Source organism: Mucilaginibacter sp., from assembly GCF_965200995.1.
In the GTDB taxonomy this organism is placed as follows: domain Bacteria; phylum Bacteroidota; class Bacteroidia; order Sphingobacteriales; family Sphingobacteriaceae; genus Mucilaginibacter.
This window is the reverse complement of record NZ_OZ241743.1, coordinates 1,954,776-1,972,608: the sequence shown is the minus strand read 5'-3', so window position 1 is coordinate 1,972,608 and position 17,833 is coordinate 1,954,776. Positions and strand designations below refer to the sequence as shown.

21 protein-coding genes are annotated in these 17,833 nt (G+C 46.0%); 5 read left to right on the top strand and 16 right to left on the bottom strand.

Annotated elements, in window-relative coordinates:
* Nucleotides 1-50: 50 nt before the first annotated feature.
* From accC to ACY652_RS09330, 6 genes are all read right to left on the bottom strand, one after another.
* Complete coding sequence (gene accC, locus ACY652_RS09355) at nucleotides 51-1,394, bottom strand: acetyl-CoA carboxylase biotin carboxylase subunit (RefSeq protein WP_462268172.1); 1,344 nt, start codon at nucleotides 1,392-1,394, stop codon at nucleotides 51-53.
* Nucleotides 1,395-1,595: 201 nt separating this feature from the next.
* Nucleotides 1,596-2,090 carry an acetyl-CoA carboxylase biotin carboxyl carrier protein gene (gene accB / locus ACY652_RS09350; RefSeq protein WP_462268170.1) on the bottom strand — a complete coding sequence of 165 codons (495 nt, stop codon included), beginning with the start codon at nucleotides 2,088-2,090 and terminating at the stop codon, nucleotides 1,596-1,598.
* An 82-nt stretch (nucleotides 2,091-2,172) separates the two neighbouring features.
* Nucleotides 2,173-3,162, bottom strand: coding sequence for a beta-ketoacyl-ACP synthase III (locus ACY652_RS09345; RefSeq protein ID WP_462268168.1), 990 nt, complete (start codon nucleotides 3,160-3,162; stop codon nucleotides 2,173-2,175).
* A 13-nt stretch (nucleotides 3,163-3,175) separates the two neighbouring features.
* Entirely contained in the window at nucleotides 3,176-4,114 is a 939-nt protein-coding gene (gene plsX / locus ACY652_RS09340) for a phosphate acyltransferase PlsX (protein ID WP_462268166.1), read from the bottom strand.
* 15 nt (nucleotides 4,115-4,129) lie between these two features.
* A complete protein-coding gene (rpmF, locus tag ACY652_RS09335; RefSeq protein WP_462268164.1) occupies nucleotides 4,130-4,321 on the bottom strand; it encodes a 50S ribosomal protein L32 in 192 nt (63 codons plus the stop codon).
* Nucleotides 4,322-4,338: 17 nt separating this feature from the next.
* Nucleotides 4,339-4,860, bottom strand: a complete 522-nt coding sequence (locus tag ACY652_RS09330; RefSeq protein ID WP_462268162.1) for a YceD family protein — start codon at nucleotides 4,858-4,860, stop codon at nucleotides 4,339-4,341.
* A 165-nt stretch (nucleotides 4,861-5,025) separates the two neighbouring features.
* Here ACY652_RS09330 and ACY652_RS09325 point away from each other — a divergent pair, with 165 nt between their 5' ends.
* Both ACY652_RS09325 and ACY652_RS09320 read left to right on the top strand, forming a co-directional pair.
* Nucleotides 5,026-7,008, top strand: coding sequence for an alpha-ketoacid dehydrogenase subunit alpha/beta (locus tag ACY652_RS09325; protein WP_462268160.1), 1,983 nt, complete (start codon nucleotides 5,026-5,028; stop codon nucleotides 7,006-7,008).
* 4 nt (nucleotides 7,009-7,012) lie between these two features.
* Nucleotides 7,013-7,165, top strand: coding sequence for a hypothetical protein (locus tag ACY652_RS09320; RefSeq protein ID WP_462268158.1), 153 nt, complete (start codon nucleotides 7,013-7,015; stop codon nucleotides 7,163-7,165).
* A 95-nt stretch (nucleotides 7,166-7,260) separates the two neighbouring features.
* On the opposite strand, the gene ACY652_RS09315 is transcribed toward ACY652_RS09320, so the two are convergent.
* Nucleotides 7,261-7,869, bottom strand: coding sequence for a SprT-like domain-containing protein (locus ACY652_RS09315; protein ID WP_462268156.1), 609 nt, complete (start codon nucleotides 7,867-7,869; stop codon nucleotides 7,261-7,263).
* A 272-nt stretch (nucleotides 7,870-8,141) separates the two neighbouring features.
* On the opposite strand from ACY652_RS09315, the gene greA reads away from it, so the two are divergent.
* Nucleotides 8,142-8,615 (top strand): transcription elongation factor GreA, encoded by a 474-nt coding sequence (gene greA, locus ACY652_RS09310; RefSeq protein ID WP_462268154.1) that lies wholly within the window; start codon nucleotides 8,142-8,144, stop codon nucleotides 8,613-8,615.
* A gap of 144 nt (nucleotides 8,616-8,759) precedes the next feature.
* Nucleotides 8,760-9,176 carry an HIT family protein gene (locus ACY652_RS09305; RefSeq protein WP_462268152.1) on the top strand — a complete coding sequence of 139 codons (417 nt, stop codon included), beginning with the start codon at nucleotides 8,760-8,762 and terminating at the stop codon, nucleotides 9,174-9,176.
* 117 nt (nucleotides 9,177-9,293) lie between these two features.
* Here ACY652_RS09305 and ACY652_RS09300 read toward each other — a convergent pair whose 3' ends face one another.
* The 5 genes from ACY652_RS09300 to ACY652_RS09280 all read right to left on the bottom strand — a co-directional run bounded on the left by ACY652_RS09300 (nucleotide 9,294) and on the right by ACY652_RS09280 (nucleotide 13,828).
* Nucleotides 9,294-10,658: a carbohydrate porin gene (locus tag ACY652_RS09300; protein ID WP_462268148.1), complete on the bottom strand. Its 1,365-nt coding sequence runs from the start codon at nucleotides 10,656-10,658 to the stop codon at nucleotides 9,294-9,296.
* Between the two features lie 35 nt (nucleotides 10,659-10,693).
* Nucleotides 10,694-11,350: an HD domain-containing protein gene (locus ACY652_RS09295; protein WP_462268146.1), complete on the bottom strand. Its 657-nt coding sequence runs from the start codon at nucleotides 11,348-11,350 to the stop codon at nucleotides 10,694-10,696.
* A 458-nt stretch (nucleotides 11,351-11,808) separates the two neighbouring features.
* Nucleotides 11,809-12,054, bottom strand: a complete 246-nt coding sequence (locus ACY652_RS09290) for a helix-turn-helix domain-containing protein (RefSeq protein WP_462268144.1) — start codon at nucleotides 12,052-12,054, stop codon at nucleotides 11,809-11,811.
* Nucleotides 12,055-12,150: 96 nt separating this feature from the next.
* A complete protein-coding gene (locus tag ACY652_RS09285; RefSeq protein WP_462268142.1) occupies nucleotides 12,151-12,654 on the bottom strand; it encodes a hypothetical protein in 504 nt (167 codons plus the stop codon).
* Nucleotide 12,655: 1 nt separating this feature from the next.
* Nucleotides 12,656-13,828, bottom strand: coding sequence for a THUMP domain-containing class I SAM-dependent RNA methyltransferase (locus tag ACY652_RS09280; protein WP_462268140.1), 1,173 nt, complete (start codon nucleotides 13,826-13,828; stop codon nucleotides 12,656-12,658).
* A gap of 82 nt (nucleotides 13,829-13,910) precedes the next feature.
* Here ACY652_RS09280 and ACY652_RS09275 point away from each other — a divergent pair, with 82 nt between their 5' ends.
* Nucleotides 13,911-14,273 (top strand): DUF3127 domain-containing protein, encoded by a 363-nt coding sequence (locus ACY652_RS09275; RefSeq protein WP_462268138.1) that lies wholly within the window; start codon nucleotides 13,911-13,913, stop codon nucleotides 14,271-14,273.
* 234 nt (nucleotides 14,274-14,507) lie between these two features.
* Here ACY652_RS09275 and ACY652_RS09270 read toward each other — a convergent pair whose 3' ends face one another.
* From ACY652_RS09270 to ACY652_RS09255, 4 genes are all read right to left on the bottom strand, one after another.
* On the bottom strand, nucleotides 14,508-14,783 hold the full coding sequence (locus ACY652_RS09270) for a hypothetical protein (protein ID WP_462268136.1): 276 nt from the start codon (nucleotides 14,781-14,783) through the stop codon (nucleotides 14,508-14,510).
* 290 nt (nucleotides 14,784-15,073) lie between these two features.
* Nucleotides 15,074-15,217: a hypothetical protein gene (locus tag ACY652_RS09265; RefSeq protein ID WP_462268134.1), complete on the bottom strand. Its 144-nt coding sequence runs from the start codon at nucleotides 15,215-15,217 to the stop codon at nucleotides 15,074-15,076.
* Nucleotides 15,218-15,375: 158 nt separating this feature from the next.
* Nucleotides 15,376-16,044 (bottom strand): response regulator, encoded by a 669-nt coding sequence (locus ACY652_RS09260; RefSeq protein ID WP_462268132.1) that lies wholly within the window; start codon nucleotides 16,042-16,044, stop codon nucleotides 15,376-15,378.
* A 12-nt stretch (nucleotides 16,045-16,056) separates the two neighbouring features.
* Nucleotides 16,057-17,661, bottom strand: coding sequence for a tetratricopeptide repeat-containing sensor histidine kinase (locus ACY652_RS09255; protein ID WP_462268130.1), 1,605 nt, complete (start codon nucleotides 17,659-17,661; stop codon nucleotides 16,057-16,059).
* Between the last annotated feature and the right edge of the window lie 172 nt (nucleotides 17,662-17,833).

The following is a 17,833-nucleotide window of genomic DNA, read 5'->3' as shown; positions in this document are numbered from 1 at the left end:
TTCCTGTTAACTTAAGAATGGCATTTCTGACGATATTTTTTTGTTGTTACTTACGATACCGCCAGCTCAAAAGTTTCCATAAACTTGGTGGTAAAATTACCTGCCCTAAAGTTAGGGTCATGCAATAATTGGAGGTGGAAAGGAATGGTTGTCTTTACCCCTTCAATCACAAATTCGCTGAGTGCGCGTTCCATTGTATTCAAGGCTTCCTCGCGGGTTTGGGCCACGCAAATGAGCTTGGCAATCATCGAATCATAATTGGGCGGAATTACATAACCTGTATATACATGCGTATCTACACGTACGCCATGCCCGCCCGGCGAATGAAAGTTAGTGATTTTACCCGGTGAAGGGCGGAAATTATTAAACGGATCTTCGGCGTTGATACGGCACTCAATGGCATGCATGGTAGGCTCGTAATTTTTACCCGAGATAGGAATGCCGGCAGCCACTTTAATCTGCTCCTTAATTAAATCGAAGTTAATTACCTCTTCGGTAACCGGGTGCTCTACCTGTATACGGGTATTCATCTCCATAAAGTAGAAGTTGCGGTGCTTATCCACCAAAAACTCCACGGTGCCTGCGCCCTCATATTTTACCGCTTTAGCGCCTTTGATAGCGGCATCGCCCATCTGCTTGCGCAGCTTATCGGTCATGAATGGCGAAGGAGATTCTTCTACCAGCTTCTGGTGACGGCGCTGTATGGAGCAATCGCGCTCAGAAAGGTGAGAAACCTTACCGTATTGATCGCCCACTACCTGTATTTCAATATGGCGCGGATCTTCCACGTATTTTTCGAGATAAATACCATCGTTGCCAAAGGCAGCACCGGCTTCGGTACGGGCCGAATCCCAGGCCGGCTCAAACTCACTATCATTCCACACAATGCGCATACCACGCCCGCCGCCGCCGGCAGTGGCTTTCAGTATGATGGGGTAGCCTACTTTACCGGCTACCTGTATGCCTTGCTTTACATCCGTCAGCAAGCCTTCAGAACCCGGAATGGTAGGCACGCCGGCCTTTTTCATGGTATCTTTGGCTGATGCCTTATCGCCCATGGCATTGATCTGGTCGGCAGTAGCGCCTATAAATTTGATACCATATTCGGCACAGATGGCTGAAAATTTAGCATTTTCAGACAAAAAACCGTAGCCGGGATGAATAGCATCCGCATTAGTTACTTCGGCTGCCGATATGATGTTAGGAATATTCAGATAGGAATCGCGGCTGGGGGGAGGGCCAATACACACCGCTTCATCGGCAAAACGCACATGAAGGCTGTCGCGGTCGGCAGTGGAATATACGGCTACCGTTTTGATACCCATCTCCTTACAGGTGCGAATGATTCGCAGGGCAATTTCGCCGCGGTTGGCTATAAGTACTTTTTTAAACATATATGTGTTGATGTGCAGATATGCAAATGTGCAAATGTGCAGATTGATAATGCAATGTGCCTATATGTACATCTGCAAACATGCAGATTTATGTTTTAATTATTTAAAGTAGTTGAGTGTTGATTTACATACCTGCTTTCCGGCTTCATCTTCATAGGAAAGAATCAGCACATCCGCACATTTGCATATCTGCACATCAGCTTAAACAGGTTCTACCAAAAACAAAGGCTGATCATATTCAACCGGAGAAGAATTATCTACCAGTACTTTTACTACCCGGCCTGCTATCTCTGATTCAATTTCATTGAACAGCTTCATGGCTTCGATGATGCACAGTACCGAGCCATTGCTTATTTCATCACCTACGTTTACAAACGAAGGTTTCTCAGGCGTGGACGAACGGTAGAAAGTGCCGATCATCGGCGATTTAATGGTAATGTATTTTGAAGTATCGGCAGTGGCGGGGGCAGCGGCAGCTTCTGCTACGGCAATAGGCGCCGGTGCATTGGTTACCGGTGCCGAAACCTGCGCGGCCTGAACCGGTGTAGGCGGCGTAAGCGGAACAGTAGCAGTTACTAAAGTTTGAGCCTGGCCGGTTTTTATGGTAATTTTGAAATCATTTTGCTCAATAGCTACTTCACTTACTCCGGCTTTTGATACAAAGCGAATTAAATCCTGAATTTGTTTAATATCCATACTTAGGATGCAATTGGTTTTGGATTAAGATTTACTGAAAAATCTAAGGTATAACAAATTAAACTAAAATTGTTGCGCAAAATCAGTAAGCCCACTTTAAATACAGCGAACCCCAGGTAAAACCGCCGCCAAAGGCCGCCAGCACCAGGTTATCCCCTTTTTTAAACTTGCTTTCCCATTCCCACAAGCACAGCGGTATGGTACCATTGGTAGTATTGCCATAGCGCTCAATATTCACAATCACTTTATCAGCGCTGATGCCCATGCGGTTGGCGGTAGCATCTATTATACGCTTATTGGCCTGGTGCGGTACCAGCCAGGCAATATCATCGGGCGTAAGCCGGTTGCGGTCCATAATTTCGGCTGCCACCTCGGCCATGTTGGTTACGGCAAACTTAAACACGGTTTGGCCTTCCTGGTAGGCATAATGCTCCATGGCATCAACCGTTTCATGGCTGGCCGGTTTTAGTGAGCCGCCGGCTTTCTGGTGCAAGAAGCTACGCCCGGCACCATCACTTTTTAATACCGAATCTATAATGCCCAGGCCCTCTGTATTGGGCTCTAACAAGGCACAGCCGCCGCCATCGCCAAATATGATACAGGTAGCACGGTCCTGATAGTTAATGATGGATGACATTTTATCGAAACCCACCACCAGTACCTTGGTGTGCTTGCCGCTCTCTATAAACTGCGCGCCGGTTGCCAGGCCATATACAAAGCCCGAGCAGGCGGCCTGCAAATCAAACCCCCAGGCATTTTTAGCGCCTATTTTGTCTGCTAAAATATTAGCCGTTGCCGGAAAAGGCATATCAGGCGTAGTAGTGCAAAAAATAATCAGTTCAATCTCCTCAGCGCTGATGCCCCGTTTTTCGAGCAGCGCCTTAACAGCCGGAACGGCCATATCAGAAGTGCCCAAGCCTTCGCCCTTAAGTATACGGCGCTCTTTGATGCCGGTACGAGACATGATCCATTCATCATTGGTCTCCACCATGGTTTCCAGCTCGTGGTTGGTGAGCACATACTCGGGGGCGTACCCATGAACTGCAGTAATTGCAGCCTGAATTTTACTCATACGTTATACTAAGTTATTGAAAAGCCTGCTTTATTTTTCCTACCAGGTTGCTTTCTATCACATCACGTGTAAGCAGCACCATATTTTTAATGGCCTTAGGGTTAGAGATACCATGGCCTACCACTACAGGAGCATTTATACCCAAAATAGGGCTGCCCCCATACTGCTCGTAATTAAAGCGGTCAAAAAACTCGTCTTTAAACCCCTTTTTCAGGGTAATCACATAAAAGGATTCTGACAGCTTCAATATTACGTTACCAGTAAACCCATCGCAAACGGCTACATCGGCGCTATCAGTAAACAGATCGCGCCCCTCCATATTACCCACAAAGTTAAAGGGGGCGGTTTCCTTCATTAAGGTATAAGTGGCCTGCGCAAGCAGGTTGCCTTTCTCTTCTTCTTCGCCAATGTTCATCAGCGCTACTTTGGGGCTGTTGATGTTGTAGATGTTTTGGGCCATCAAACTGCCCAATACCCCAAATTGCAGCATCACTTCAGGCTTACAGTCGGCATTGGCGCCTACATCTAAAATAATACCCAAACCGCCTTTAAGTTTGGGTACAATAGCCGTCATGGCCGGGCGGATAACGCCCGGTATGGTTTTTACGCTAAACATGGCGCCTACCAGCATGGCGCCGGTATTACCGGCCGAAGCAAAGCCCTGTATCTGCCCTTCCTTCAGCAATTTAAAGCCTACGCTGATGCTGGAACCGGGCTTTTGTACAATAGCTTTGGTAGGGTGCTCGCTCATACCAATCACTTCGGTGGTATGCACAAACTCCAGCAGGTCGGGGTTAAAGTCGTTTTCCTGAAGGATAGATGCAGCAATATCTTTATCACCAATGAGCACTAATTGCTGCCCCGGCGCTAATGTTTTATAGGCTTCAACAGCACCTAAAACAGTTGCTTCAGGTGCATAATCGCCGCCCATAATATCCAAGCCAATCTTCATTGCAGAAAATTACGCTTAGGCAGCTGCAGTTTTTTCAATCAGTATTTTACCGTTGTAGTACAGGTTACCGTCAACCATGTAAGCACGGTGCGGCAAATGTACAGCGCCGGTGGTGGCACAAGTGGTTAAAGTAGGCGCTTCGGCTTTGTAATGGGTTCTGCGCTTTGCGGTTCTTGATTTGGAGAACTTACGTTTCGGATTTGGCATAACTTCCTGATATTAATTCATTTAATGTTTTTGAGCACATCCCAGCGGGGGTCTGTGCCCTTGTTTTCATTTTCACTGCCTGCCAGCTTGTTCAGCCGGTCCAGCATTTCCTTATCACAAAAGGGCGTATCGCCCTCGTTACCGCAGGTGCCTACAAAAGGCACGGCTACGGTAATGTATTCGTATAACAACCCGGCAATATCAATCTCATGATCTTTCCTGCTCAGGGTAATTATCTCTTCGTCTTCATCAATTTCCTCTTCACTAAACTTGGCTATCTGCTGCTCGTTCAACTCAAGCGGCAGCGGAAAAGCAGCCAGGCAGCGGTCGCAGGTCTTCCCTACAGTGCCCTTAATATGAAAGTCAAGGATCAGCATGGTTTCCTGCTTGTCCAGCTCCACATGGCATTGTAAATCGGCCTTTTTAACCAGCGAATACTCATACTCATCAAAAAAGGCATCAGTAATCGCATAATCAAACTCGTGCTTGCCCAGCTTTAAGCCGGTAAACGGAATTGAATATTTTTTTAATGATTTCAATGAGCGATAATTAGCCCGCAAATGTAGGGAAAATGTATGATGTGGAAAAGTGTTTTTTAAAATTGACAAATTGTGGATAAGTGCCTTTTTGCGCATCCCGCTATTTTTGGTTTACCGGCTTAATCTGTCATTCTCAATTTTAAAAAACTTCTTTAGCTTAGCTATATGAATTTCGACCGGCGGGATCTTGATAACAATACCCTTATTAACTTCTATAAGACGTTGTTATGGCCGCGCCTGGTGGAGGAGAAGATGCTGGTGTTGCTGCGGCAGGGGCGCATAGGCAAGTGGTTTTCGGGCATCGGGCAGGAAGCCATCGCCGTAGGCGCCACCCTGGCGCTGGAAGCTGATGAATATATTTTGCCCATGCACCGCAACCTGGGCGTATTTACCGCCCGCAACATGCCGCTGTTCCGGCTGGTGGCCCAGTGGCAGGGCAAGCCTTCGGGGTACACCCAGGGGCGCGACCGCTCCTTTCACTTTGGCACGCATGAGCACCATATTGTGGGCATGATCTCACATTTAGGCCCGCAGCTGGCTGTGGCCGATGGTATTGCCCTGGCTAACCTGATGGGCAAGCGGCCTAAGGTTACATTAGCCTTTACCGGCGAGGGCGCTACCAGCGAAGGCGATTTTCATGAGGCGCTGAATGTGGCTGCCGTTTGGAACCTGCCCGTTATTTTCTTAGTGGAAAATAACGGCTATGCCCTCTCCACCCCCACCCATGAGCAATTTAAATGCGCCCGTATTGTGGATAAGGCCATTGGCTATGGCATGGAAGGGCGCCAGATTGATGGTAACGATTTTTTAGCAGTATACCACACGGTTAAAGATTTGGCTACCAGTATGCGGCAGCATCCGCGCCCGGTACTGCTGGAGTGCATGACCTTCAGGATGCGGGGGCATGAAGAAGCCTCGGGCATCAAATACGTACCGCCGCAACTACTGGAAGAATGGAAGGTTAAAGACCCGGTTTACAACTTTGAGCAGCAGCTTATTGATAACTTTATCCTCCGCCCCGAATGGCCGGCCATAATTAAGCGTGAGTTAACGCCATTGATTGAGGCCGACGTAGAACGGGCCTTACAAGAGCTGGATTTGGTGCCTGAGGTACAAAAAGAACTGGCAGGCATGTACGCCCCCGCCCCTGTTGCTCCGCCTCCCCGCTCCTCGCCACCGGCCACCCAGCATAAGCGCTTTATTGACGCCATTAGCGATGCTTTGCGCCTGAGCATGCACCGGCACCGCAACCTGATTTTGATGGGACAGGATATTGCGGAATACGGAGGCGCATTTAAAGTAACCGAAGGCTTTGCTGCCGAGTTTGGCACTGCCAGGGTACGCAATACGCCGTTGTGCGAGTCGGCCATTGTGGGTACGGCTTTGGGGCTGGCCATCAGCGGCTACAAATCGGTGGTGGAGATGCAGTTTGCCGATTTTGTAACCTGCGGCTTTAACCAGATTGTAAATAACCTGGCCAAAACGCATTACCGCTGGGGGCAGGCGGCCGATACCGTAATCCGCATGCCTACAGGGGCAGGTACGGGCGCAGGGCCGTTCCACTCGCAAAGCAACGAAGCCTGGTTCACCAAAGTTCCCGGCCTTAAAGTGGTTTATCCTGCCTTTCCTGACGATGCCAAGGGGCTGCTGATGGCGGCCATTAACGACCCTAACCCGGTGATGTACTTTGAGCACAAGTATTTGTACCGCAGCCTGAGCGGCGAAGTACCTGAGGGACGCTATGAAGTTGAAATTGGCAAAGCTAAGGTAGTACATGAGGGCACACAGGTTTCGATAATTACCTATGGCTTGGGGGTACACTGGGCGCTGGAATGGGTGCAGCAGCATCCGCAATATTCAATAGAGGTGCTTGACCTGCGCAGCCTGCAGCCCTGGGACAAAGCGGCAGCAGAGGCCAGTGTACGCAAAACCAGCAAAGTACTTATTTTGCATGAAGACACTTTAACCAGCGGTTTTGGCGGAGAAATTGCAGCACACCTTACCGAGCACTGTTTTGAGTACCTGGACGGGCCGGTTACCCGCTGTGCCAGTTTAGATACCGCTATACCGATGAATAAAGGATTGGAAGACCAGTTTTCAGCCAAAGCCAGACTGGACGAAACACTGATGAAACTGATTAAATATTAAGCCGATGCTGACTTTAGAAGAAATATATCCGCGAGACCCTGCCCAGCGCGATATTGATGAGAATACCGGCTGGGGTGCACAGAAAATGCTGACCAGAACTGAATTAACTGCTGATTACCGATTGCTGGAAGAGCAAATCAAATTATTAAATAGCTAATGGCAGTACCGGTAACCCTCCAACGTTTTTATTGATTTAATGCAGAATTTTACATCAACGCGTCATTGCGAGGTATGAAAGCAGATAAACACTGCTTAACCCACCAATCTTACCTCAGCAACAGGGCTGAAAAGATAAATGCGCCTGGTAGCTACTTCCACACATTTAAAACGCTTACGCAGCTGCTCCCCTTTTTTAAAAATGCGTTCGTCTTTAAACCGGAACAGCGCCTGGGCAGGCAGCTTTTCTACTGTGAGCACATCCGGCTTGGGTATATCATAATTGCGCAGGGCGCGGTATAAATTCAGGTCGGAGCAGCTGGAAGCGGCAGGGTTATTTAAGTATTGGGTGATAGCCTGCCGAATGTCAGCCGGAAATACCTGCTGCTCAAAAAAGGGCTGCATCATCTTCTTGAAATTCTGCTTCCACTCGGCGCCATGCGGCTTTATTTTATGCTGGTGCTGGTTCCAGGTATACAGGTGGGCAAACTCATGCACCGTAGTTACCAGAAAGGCATAAGGGTTTAAATTGTGGTTCACCGAGATGCGGTGCGCCCGGCCCTGAAAGGGCGCCCGGTAATCGCCAAACTTGGTGCTGCGGCTGCGCGATATTTTAAACTCGCATTTAAAATAATCTATCCACCGGCTTATTACCGGGGCAGCAGTGGCCGGCATGTATTTTTCCAGAATCTTTACTTTATCCACATCAACCTCTGTTCAAATATAGGTAAAAGCGGCCATAGTATAATTCACACCATCAGCTATAAATCTTCAATCGAAGTAAATTGTTGCAGCAAAATTTGGAGATTGAAATTTAAAACGCTTATCTTCGTTTGATTACCAAACAAGACTATGATGGCCGGGGGCTGCATAGTCTTGTTTGTTTTTATAACCGCGCGTCCTGCCTTGAACAACGAAGCAGGGCGGTTTTTTTTTAATATCATCTATTCACAAAAGCATTGTAAATTATAAGTGTTATGGCAGAAATATCATACTACACCAAAGAAGGATTAGACAAACTGAAAGAGGAGTTACAGCAGCTTAAAACCAGCGGCCGCGCCAATATTGCCAAAGCCATTGCCGAGGCGCGTGATAAAGGTGATTTATCAGAAAATGCAGAGTACGATGCAGCCAAAGAAGCCCAGGGTTTGCACGAAACCAAAATAGCCAAGTTAGAAGAAACACTGTCTAACGCCCGCATACTGGATGAGTCGAAGATGGACACTACCAAAGTACTGGCCTTATCTAAGGTAAAGATCAAAAACATGAAGAACGGCGCTACCATGACCTATCAATTGGTTTCAGAAAGCGAAGCTGATTTAAAGGCCGGTAAAATTTCGGTAAGTTCGCCTATTGCTAAAGGATTACTGGGTAAAAAAGTAGGTGAAAAAACTGAAATACAAGTGCCTGCCGGTAAAATGGAATTTGAGATACTGGAAATCAGCAGATAGCTGATGTGCAGATTACAAATGTGCAGATGTGCAAATAATCAACTTTAAATTACAGAACATTTTGTGCACAGGTACATTTATTAATCAGCATCACACTATCAATTTATTTGCATATCTGCACATTTGCACATCTACACATTAACTATGGCAACCATCTTTTCAAAAATCATATCGGGCGAACTGCCTGCCTATAAAGTAGCCGAAAGCAACGATTTTCTGGCATTCTTAGACATCAGCCCATTGGCCGAAGGGCATGTACTGGTGATACCCAAGCAGGAAACCGATTATCTATTCGACCTGGAAGACGATGTTTATACCGCCCTGCAGCTATTTGCCAAAATTGTGGCTACGGGTATTAAAGAAGCTATCCCTTGCAAAAAAGTAGGGGTAGCGATAATCGGCCTTGAAGTGCCGCATGTACATATCCACCTCATCCCGATGAACCGGGTAGATGATCTGAACTTTGCCCGGCCTAAGTTGAGCTTTACCGATGAGCAGCTAAAAGCTACGGCTGAAAAGATTAAGCAGGCGCTGAGGCAAGATTATCAGGAGCAGGAATAAAGATTTTATTGTTTCAAGGAACGGACACCATCTCGTTGTAAACAAAGCGGATTTGCTTAGCTATGGGATGGCGCCCATTCCCCGCAATGACAAGGTTTTATAAGTTTTGTTTTTTGCCTAAAACTCAATATGCGCCCGGATTGAAAAAACATGAACCGGCCCTCTATCCTTGTTGTAAGCCGGGTTCACCACAAACTGGTAGTCAGGCGATAGCCAGAACGCTTTTTTGTAGGCGTTCAGTTTATAATAAAACTCGGCAATCAGTTCGGGGCTGTAATTGAGGCGGCCGTCGCCAATAATAAAGCCGTAACCGCCTGCGGCCAGGTAATTGTGGTGTGGTTTTGATAAGCCATTGCCCACAAAGGCCAGCCCCATTTCGTCATCTCCGCGCTTCCATCTGCTGCCTTTCAGGGTAGCGCCAAAACTTAATGAGCGGTCAATCTCGGTAAACGCCCAGGTTTCGGTATGCCCGTCGTTAAAGCTGGCTTTGGCAAATACGCCAAAATCTTTGGTCAGGTACTGGTCGGCACTAATGCCTGCGCCATATTTGTGATGCCCGTAAGCCAGCACCGTATCAATAGTGGGCTGGCTGCCGGTGGCCGCGGCAAAGGCCAGCGCATCGCGGTATTTACCCATTTTGCCATTGTTGTTAAAACCCAGAATGCGCACTGTACCTTTTTGCCCGTTAATGGTATATCGCTTTTCGTACTCCAGGGATTGCGTATTGCCTTTACCTAAACGCCCATCCCAAATGGAGCCATTGGCGGCAGTAGTCGTCATGGTGAAGGCATAGCGCAAGGTCCAGGTGGGCATACCTAATTCGGCATAGGTGCCAATGACATAGCCACGGGTATTGGCCGGATAATCCCAGGCCCCATTATCCATCAGCGACCAGTTCATGAACTGGCTGCGGGCATCATGGCTAAACTCATTACCGTCAAAATAATCGGCCATACCAAATTTGCCTGCGGTGATAGAAAAATAACTCTTGCTTTTCAATCCGGCCAGTTGGTTCAGGTCGTCAGCTACCGTGTCTTTTTCCTTTCCCCACTCAAAATTTTGGGTGAGGAATAAGCGGGCAATGTAGATTTTAGGCGATGAGCTGCCTACCCGAAAGGCCTCGCCATTAGGAAAGCCGGCTACACCCAAAGTTTGGCTAAAGCCCGAACCACCGGAAATTTCGGGATTAAAATAAGCTTCGGCGCCCTTCCACAACCGGGCACCGCCATACAAGGTGGCCGTAAGCGTACTGGCCGCCTCGGTTTTGGTCAGTAAACTGTTATCGCCGGTATATTTGGCCGAAAACGATGGGTGTGTTTGGGTAATTACCGTTTGCTGGAAGTGAAAGTTAAAGCGTTGCTGCTTTACAGTGCTATCCTTGTTATTATCCAGATCAAACAGGTGCCCCCTGTTGTCCTGTGCCGAAGCGGTGGTAAATAATGCAGAATATAGGAGTGCTGTTAAAAGTAAGAGTTTTTTCATACGCCGTTTATTAGGCGTAAAAGTAGCCCTTTTTATTAAACCTCACCTTGCCACTCCGCATAAAATTGCTGCAGATAGGCTTCCATAAATTCATGCCGCTGTTGTGCCAGCTGCTTACCGGTTGCGGTATTCATTTTATCTTTCAGCAGCAGTAACTTTTCGTAGAAATGATTAATGGTAGGCGCCGTAGAAGCTTTATAGGCCTCTTTACTCATGTGCAGTGCAGGTTCTATATTGGGGTTGTGTATTTCGCGCCCCTTAAATCCGCCATAGCTGAAGGCGCGGGCTATACCTATGGCACCAATAGCATCCAAGCGGTCGGCATCCTGCACCACGGCCAACTCCGGTGAATGGAAATGCACACTGCCTAAACTGTTTTTAAACGACATGTGCCTGATGATCTCCCCAACATGCCGCGTAACCTCAGCCGGCGCCTGTATACTGTTTAAAAATTGGATTGCAGTTTGAGGGCCTATCTCCTCATCGCCTCCATGAAACTTACTGTCGGCAATATCGTGCAGCAGGGCAGCCAGCTCAACGGTTAGCAAATCTACCGTTTCGGTAGCGGCAATCAGTTTTGCATTGTTCCATACACGGTATATGTGCCACCAGTCATGCCCGCCTTCGGCATGTTGCAGGGCTTGCTGTACATAGGCGGCAGTTTGGGCAACCAGTTGATTTTGAAGTATCATCCAATACAGGTATAAGGTGCAAATATAAACGGCGGGCCTGTTACGCCAAACTTTTGGAAGACTTTAAGCTGAAAGTACCGCATTCATATTACGCCGAAACAGGTTCAGTACAACCAGATTGCTGCCTTGCGGATGTGGGTGTTTTATCTTCTGATCTGCCCAAAAAGTGTAAACCCAAAGTTTACACTTTTTTGAAAATATTACATTTAATGCGCTGATATACAGTATTTTACAAAAACACAGGGTTTACACTTTTTACAACTTTTAGTTGTACTTTTACCAGCCTTATTTACCTCCTGCTTTATGCCTGCACGAGGGGAAACATGGAGCTGAAAACGGGTTAGGCCCGGGTGATAGGGTACTGTTATTACAGGTACTTGAAAAATAAAATTCAGGCCATGCTCACGGTTATTCCAGCTAAAAGCCTTCCGAACATTAACAGTTCCGTCACTAAGATTTTAGCTGGCTAATTTTTCGCCCGACTGTGCATTGATCAGCTCAAAACTGTCTACCTCTAAGATGTCAGCAATCTGGAACAAACGCTCCAGTGTAATCTTGGTATAGCCAAGCTCTATTTTGCTGTAGGCGTTTTGCGAGATGCTTAGCTTGGCTGCTAAATATTCCTGTGTGTAATGCAACTGCTCGCGTAATCTTCTGATATTTGCGGCTACCATCTTAATTTTGGCAGTAATATTCTGCTTCATAAATAACTTAGTTCAAAGGGCTTATTGACACAATAACTAATAATTTACGAAGTACGCGTTTAAACAGATTTTGTTTAAACACCGTAGCAGAAATATTTATTCGGTTTTTAGCTCATAGCTCACCACCACGGCAGGCAACAGGGTAACCATATCCAGCGGTACCTGGTCATAAGAAATTACCGGCTTACGGTTGATGGCATAATTATAAGCCGCTTTTTGAGCACTGGCCACACTGCCACCGGCCGGTGCGGTATAGGTAATAGTTACCGGCAGCAAAAAATCATGCAGTTTTTCACCATCAGGTATAATCCATTTCCGGTCTGATTGCTTTATGGCATCAATCAGCGGCTGCACCAGGGTCAGATCATCAGCGTAATACACAATAACTTTTTTAATGGCGCCTTTATCATCAGCCGTAAACTTAAATACTACCGCTCCGGAGGCCGCCTTTTTGTTCAATTCCTGCGGTATGGTAATGTGGCCTTTAAAATAGTTCATCATTACCTGCTTGCCACCCTGAAACGGGAAAGCCAGCCCTTGCTGCGCTTTTACGTATACTGCAGATAATATCAGCAGCATCAATATCAAACTTTTCTTCATCTTAATCTTCTTTGGGTTCTCTTTTGCTGCCCTGATACAGATCATATTCCAACAGGCGACAGTCGAGCTTACCGTTATAAAATTCAATGCGGCGGGCGGCTTTCAGGCCTATCCGCTTAGCCAGGTCGGGGTTACCGGTAAAAACATAACCCCGGTAGCCTCCGCATTTCTGCTTTAAAAAATCGCCGATACGGGCATAAGTGGCTTCCAGCTTACTGTGCGTACCCAAACGTTCGCCGTATTCGGGGTTGAACATGATAACGCCAGGCGTTTCCGGCACTTCTGTATCGGCAAAATCAGCAACAGCAAAATCAATCAAATGTTCTACACCCGCAGTACGGGCATTGCGCTGTGCAATATCTATGGCCTCCGGCGCCAAATCGGTGGCGATGATTTTAAAGCCGGTTTCTTTTTTCCCCTTATCTTTTAATTTGCGGCGTTCGGCAAAAAACACCTGCTCATCATAACCCAGCAAGTGCATAAAGCCGTAATTCATCCTGAAAAAGCCGGGGCTTTTATCAGTAGCCAGCAAGGCGGCCTCAATAGCCAGTGTGCCCGAGCCGCACATGGGGTTAACAAACGTACTGTTGCGGTCCCAGCCTGTGGCCATTATGGTAGCGGCCGCCAGTGCTTCCAGCATCGGCGCTTTGCCCGGCAGTTTACGGTAACTGTGCTTGGCCAGTGTTTCGCCGGAGGTATCAGCAAACACATCGGCCTTATCATCCTGCCAGTATAAATGGATAACGGTTTTATTCTGCTCCGGGCCCGAGTTGGGGCGTATGCCTTTAATGGATTTAATGCGGTCGGCAATGGCATCCTTTACCTTTACATTGGCAAACAGCGGCGTGCGGATGTGCTCATTATTTACATTGGAGGTAATGGAAAAATAACCGCTGAAATCAATCAGGTTCTCCCACTCTATGGTTACCAGCTCTTTATATAACTCGTCCGGATCGGCTGCGGTAAAACTTTTAAGCGAATACAGTACCTGGCTGGCGCAGCGTAAATTAAGGTTGAGGGTAATGCAGTCATTCACTGTTCCGTTCAGCTCAATGCCGGTAGAAAATACCCGCTCCGGCACAAAGCCCAGCGCTTCTACCTCTTGCTGCAGGTAAGGTGAGAGCCTTTTGTTGCAGGTAATTATTATCCTGCTTTTATGTTGAAAAATATCCATTTTGACCCGCAAATTTATGATTAAATAATGCCTCATTTACAATTTAATGCATTATCTTTACTTTTGATAAACGTAAATCACTATGGAGATTAAAGGAAAAGTACATGAAGTATCGCCCACCCAACAGGTGACCGATAGTTTAAAAAAGAGAGAGCTTATACTCGAATATATTGAAAATCCGCAGTATCCTGAATACCTGAAGTTTGAGGCTATTCAAGACCGCTGTAGCCTGCTGGATAACGTACGTGTAGGTGATGATGTAGATGTATCATTTAACCTGAAAGGCCGGCCCTGGACGGATAAAACCGGTAAGAAAACCTATTTCAACTCGCTTCAGCTTTGGAAGGTAAGTGTTTTGAGCGGCGCCAACAATAACACCACGCCTGAATATGCCCCGCCGGTTGACCTGAGCTCGGCACCTGATGATGATGATTTGCCATTCTGATCTGATAAAGATCCAATAGTATACGAAGAGGCCCTGCTTTTACCCAAGCAGGGCCTTTTTTAGGCTTTTGCCATTCCTGCAAATTCTGAATGGTGGCTATAACTGCGGTATTGTGTTAAAAGCACGAAAAAAGGCAGCGCTTTTGTGCGCTGCCTTGTTAAAAATGATAAATTTAGGTGAAGAGGTATAGGTTATACAGTAAGTAGCTTTATAATAGTTGTTACAAATTTATTGTTAATACAGATTCCAGTTAGTTTGAATCCACTCTTTAACGGCAATCAGGCTTTCTAAATCATTTGGATACCACATGATCATCTTTTCAATTTTCTGGCCGCTTTTCCGTTGCTTAAGCCCCCAGGCTGCCATTAGTTTATGTATTACGTACAGCACCTCATAACCCTCATTCCGGTTAAGCAGGCTGCTATCAGGGCCGCTGTTGAGTTTAGCATTGTCTTTTTTGTTGTATTGCCAGTTGTAATTATATAATAAATCGGCTTTGGTAAATAACATATATATTGCTTACAAGGTTGGTTAAGTATAAAATCAGCGTTCCCATTTACACAGGGTCTTTCCTTCTTTCTCTGCTTCTGCCTTTGTGGTTTTAATTACCTGGTACGTACAATGGTTTAGCGCCGGGCATGTTGAACGGTAATGATACCGCGTTGCATTCCCGCTGCCGCATACATAAACGGTTTTTGCATTGGTGCAATGCAACTGTACCATTAGTGAAACCCAAAGCAAGGTTAATTTTACGCCCCGCTGTAGTTTCTGCATGTTAAACCCTTACTGCCATTAACCGCTTAAGCTACCGGCAAAGTGCAAAGCCTGCATTCGGGCAGTTGCAGCCAGCAGCAGCATTCTTCATTAATTATATAGCTGCCATTGTACTGCACTTTCGGGTATATAAAATATTCCTTCAGCATCTTAGCCAGCTTTAATGACATCCAAAGCTAAACTGAGGCAAGCAGTATAAATTACGGGAAACCGTAAAAGCTGATTATTTTTAATAAAAAATCACAGTTATACGTTCCGGGCAGCTTTTTCGGGTTCTTTACGGGGGATTGAAACTGTAAGTAATATTATGGATTGGCTTGCAGAAAAATTAAATTATACCGTTGTCTTTGCAAAAGGCAACCAGCTGTTCATTCTTGGAAAAGCCGAAAGTTTCTTTCATTATATTTAGCCGCTTCTCAATACTGCTTAAGCCGGATGGCTTAATATGGCGGGCCTGCAGGTAAGCCGGTAAATTTTTTTGCAGTTGTCCCTGCGCCAGCTGCGAAATGATGGTGATATCAAAATCTGTAAACTGATGCGCATTCTTTTGCTGTATCTGTTGCCGCAAATGACCCGGAAAATGTTGCCGCTGCTGATCTATCATTTTTATGGCCAGCTTAAGTTCCTGCGCATCGTAACGGGCCTTGCGTACATAACCATTGATGCTTAAGTCAGTAAACAGCAAATCAATCACTTTTGGTTTATTTTCTGCCGAAAACACCAGCACATTTAACTGGGGCTGCGCCTGCCGTGCTGCGGTAATCAGGGCAGCGCCTCCGCTAAGCTGCTGCACCTGGCTATCCTCCTCAAAGTGAAGATCAGTAATCAGCAGGTCATAGGGTTTATCTTCTGCCAGTGCCTTACGGATGCGAAGCAAAGCATCATCACAGTAATAGGCATAATCAATAGCGGTAACGCCCAAGTCTTCGAGCGTTTTACGTACAGAAATACTTGCACTCTCCTGATCCTCGGCAATCAATACATGTTTAAGCATCATATTCAGATTAAGTTAAGCAACAGGAAATTTAAGCCCTACCTGTAAGCCATTAATTTTGCTGCTGTCAAAAATAACACTACCGCTAATAGCTTTTATACGGTTTTCCGTATTGGTTAAACCTGTACCCAACTTTACCTGTTCCGGAAAGCCAACACCGTTATCCTGATACTTAATATCAACCTGATGGCCCTGCCGCTGAAATTTTATGGTAACCACACTCGCCTTGCTGTGCTTTTTCATGTTCACCATTAGTTCCTGTAATATATGCTCAACTTCGTACCGCACTTCTTCACTTATATTTTGCCATATCGCTTCGCTGTTTCCGATAACCGCTATGCGTGTGGCAGCATCGCCAAAAGAAGTTATCAGCTCTCCCAGCTTTTGCGAAAACTCAATGGTTTGGCGGGCAGGTTCATACGTAATATCCCTCGACTGGTGGTACAGCATCTCTATCCGGTCCAGCAGTTGTTCTTTGCTCAGCATTGCCCGGTGCTCAATTTCCGCCATAATGCGATACAACCCATTGGCTACCACATCATGCACTTTTTTAGAGGTTTTAAGCTGATGCTCACGTACAGTATTCCGTGCTTCCAGCTTCAGGCGCTGCTCCCTTTTCTGATACCAGAACAAGCCGGTAATACCGGCCAGTACAAACAGGAGCACAACGCCGCTTAACAGAAACCGCTGTCTTACAATCTGGTATTTGTTTTCTGTATTGTCTTTCTGCAGCTTGAGGTTATCCGCTTTATTTCTTTCCGAATTATATCTGATCAGCGCAAACTGGTTTTTAGCAGCATTCCGGGCGGTTTGCACACTGTCGCTGAGTAGCTGATATTGTTTGAAATAACTTTTACTGTAGATGTCCGGGCTTAACCTGATCAGTTTTTGCAAAGCCTCAAGTTGATCATCTGCGCTGTGAAGCGTTATTGCTGTTGCATACATTTTTTTTGCATAAAAAAATGCAGAGTCTGGCTTTGATCGGGTATAAAAGTCAGCCAGGTAGGCATAGCTGGAATTTTGGCCCCATCCATCATTAATTTGTTGCCGCAACTGCAAGCTCTTAACCAACCCGGGGGCTGCATTGTAGGCGTTATTACTGAGCCACCTGGTGAAACTCTTATTTGCTAACAACCGGGCATAATTTTCTTTAGATTGTTTGTGTTCCGCCATCATACTATCATAAAGCTGTATAGCATAACTATACTCGCGCTTTTGTTGGTAGGCATTAGCCATATTATTGGTAATTACAGGAATGTAGCTGCTATCGACAGAAAGTTGCAATGCTTTGCGATAAAAGTCAATCGCTTCATCATAATTTTTTAAATTATAGCTGGCTAATCCTAACTCATTGTAATTGGTAGATAAAGCTGCCCTGTTTGCCTGTTCATTTACTTCCAAAAATCGTAATGAAGATGTCAGGCTCTCCTGGCAGCCAAAATAATCACCTGCATCGGCCTGCAATATGGCCATACTGGTGTAGGCCATGGCTATTTGCTGATGGTCTTTAGCGGTAGTAACTACTCTATTAAAATAGTAGAATGCGGAATCTGTATTGTGATTTAAAAAGCTATAAGCTTTACGGTAATCCCGCCAGGTATCTGTTACTGGTAACGACACCTTTTTCTTGCATGAACACAGAAGGCAAAAAATAAAGAGGATAAGATAAAACTGCTTTTTCAAGAAATTTTTAGTCCAATATAGATATTACTAAAAACTTCGGCCGGATTATTTTAAAAAGCAGAAGCATGCTTAAACATGCTTCTGCCAAACAGATAGTTAAGGACGAGGT

Coding starts and splice junctions, on each gene's coding strand:
- accC (WP_462268172.1), bottom strand. CDS start 1,394: ATGTTTAAAAAAGTACTTATAGCCAACCGCGGCGAAATTGCCCTGCGA.
- accB (WP_462268170.1), bottom strand. CDS start 2,090: ATGGATATTAAACAAATTCAGGATTTAATTCGCTTTGTATCAAAAGCC.
- ACY652_RS09345 (WP_462268168.1), bottom strand. CDS start 3,162: ATGAGTAAAATTCAGGCTGCAATTACTGCAGTTCATGGGTACGCCCCC.
- plsX (WP_462268166.1), bottom strand. CDS start 4,114: ATGAAGATTGGCTTGGATATTATGGGCGGCGATTATGCACCTGAAGCA.
- rpmF (WP_462268164.1), bottom strand. CDS start 4,321: ATGCCAAATCCGAAACGTAAGTTCTCCAAATCAAGAACCGCAAAGCGC.
- ACY652_RS09325 (WP_462268160.1), top strand. CDS start 5,026: ATGAATTTCGACCGGCGGGATCTTGATAACAATACCCTTATTAACTTC.
- ACY652_RS09320 (WP_462268158.1), top strand. CDS start 7,013: ATGCTGACTTTAGAAGAAATATATCCGCGAGACCCTGCCCAGCGCGAT.
- greA (WP_462268154.1), top strand. CDS start 8,142: ATGGCAGAAATATCATACTACACCAAAGAAGGATTAGACAAACTGAAA.
- ACY652_RS09305 (WP_462268152.1), top strand. CDS start 8,760: ATGGCAACCATCTTTTCAAAAATCATATCGGGCGAACTGCCTGCCTAT.
- ACY652_RS09300 (WP_462268148.1), bottom strand. CDS start 10,658: ATGAAAAAACTCTTACTTTTAACAGCACTCCTATATTCTGCATTATTT.
- ACY652_RS09295 (WP_462268146.1), bottom strand. CDS start 11,350: ATGATACTTCAAAATCAACTGGTTGCCCAAACTGCCGCCTATGTACAG.
- ACY652_RS09290 (WP_462268144.1), bottom strand. CDS start 12,054: ATGAAGCAGAATATTACTGCCAAAATTAAGATGGTAGCCGCAAATATC.
- ACY652_RS09285 (WP_462268142.1), bottom strand. CDS start 12,654: ATGAAGAAAAGTTTGATATTGATGCTGCTGATATTATCTGCAGTATAC.
- ACY652_RS09280 (WP_462268140.1), bottom strand. CDS start 13,828: ATGGATATTTTTCAACATAAAAGCAGGATAATAATTACCTGCAACAAA.
- ACY652_RS09275 (WP_462268138.1), top strand. CDS start 13,911: ATGGAGATTAAAGGAAAAGTACATGAAGTATCGCCCACCCAACAGGTG.
- ACY652_RS09270 (WP_462268136.1), bottom strand. CDS start 14,783: ATGTTATTTACCAAAGCCGATTTATTATATAATTACAACTGGCAATAC.
- ACY652_RS09265 (WP_462268134.1), bottom strand. CDS start 15,217: ATGTCATTAAAGCTGGCTAAGATGCTGAAGGAATATTTTATATACCCG.
- ACY652_RS09260 (WP_462268132.1), bottom strand. CDS start 16,044: ATGATGCTTAAACATGTATTGATTGCCGAGGATCAGGAGAGTGCAAGT.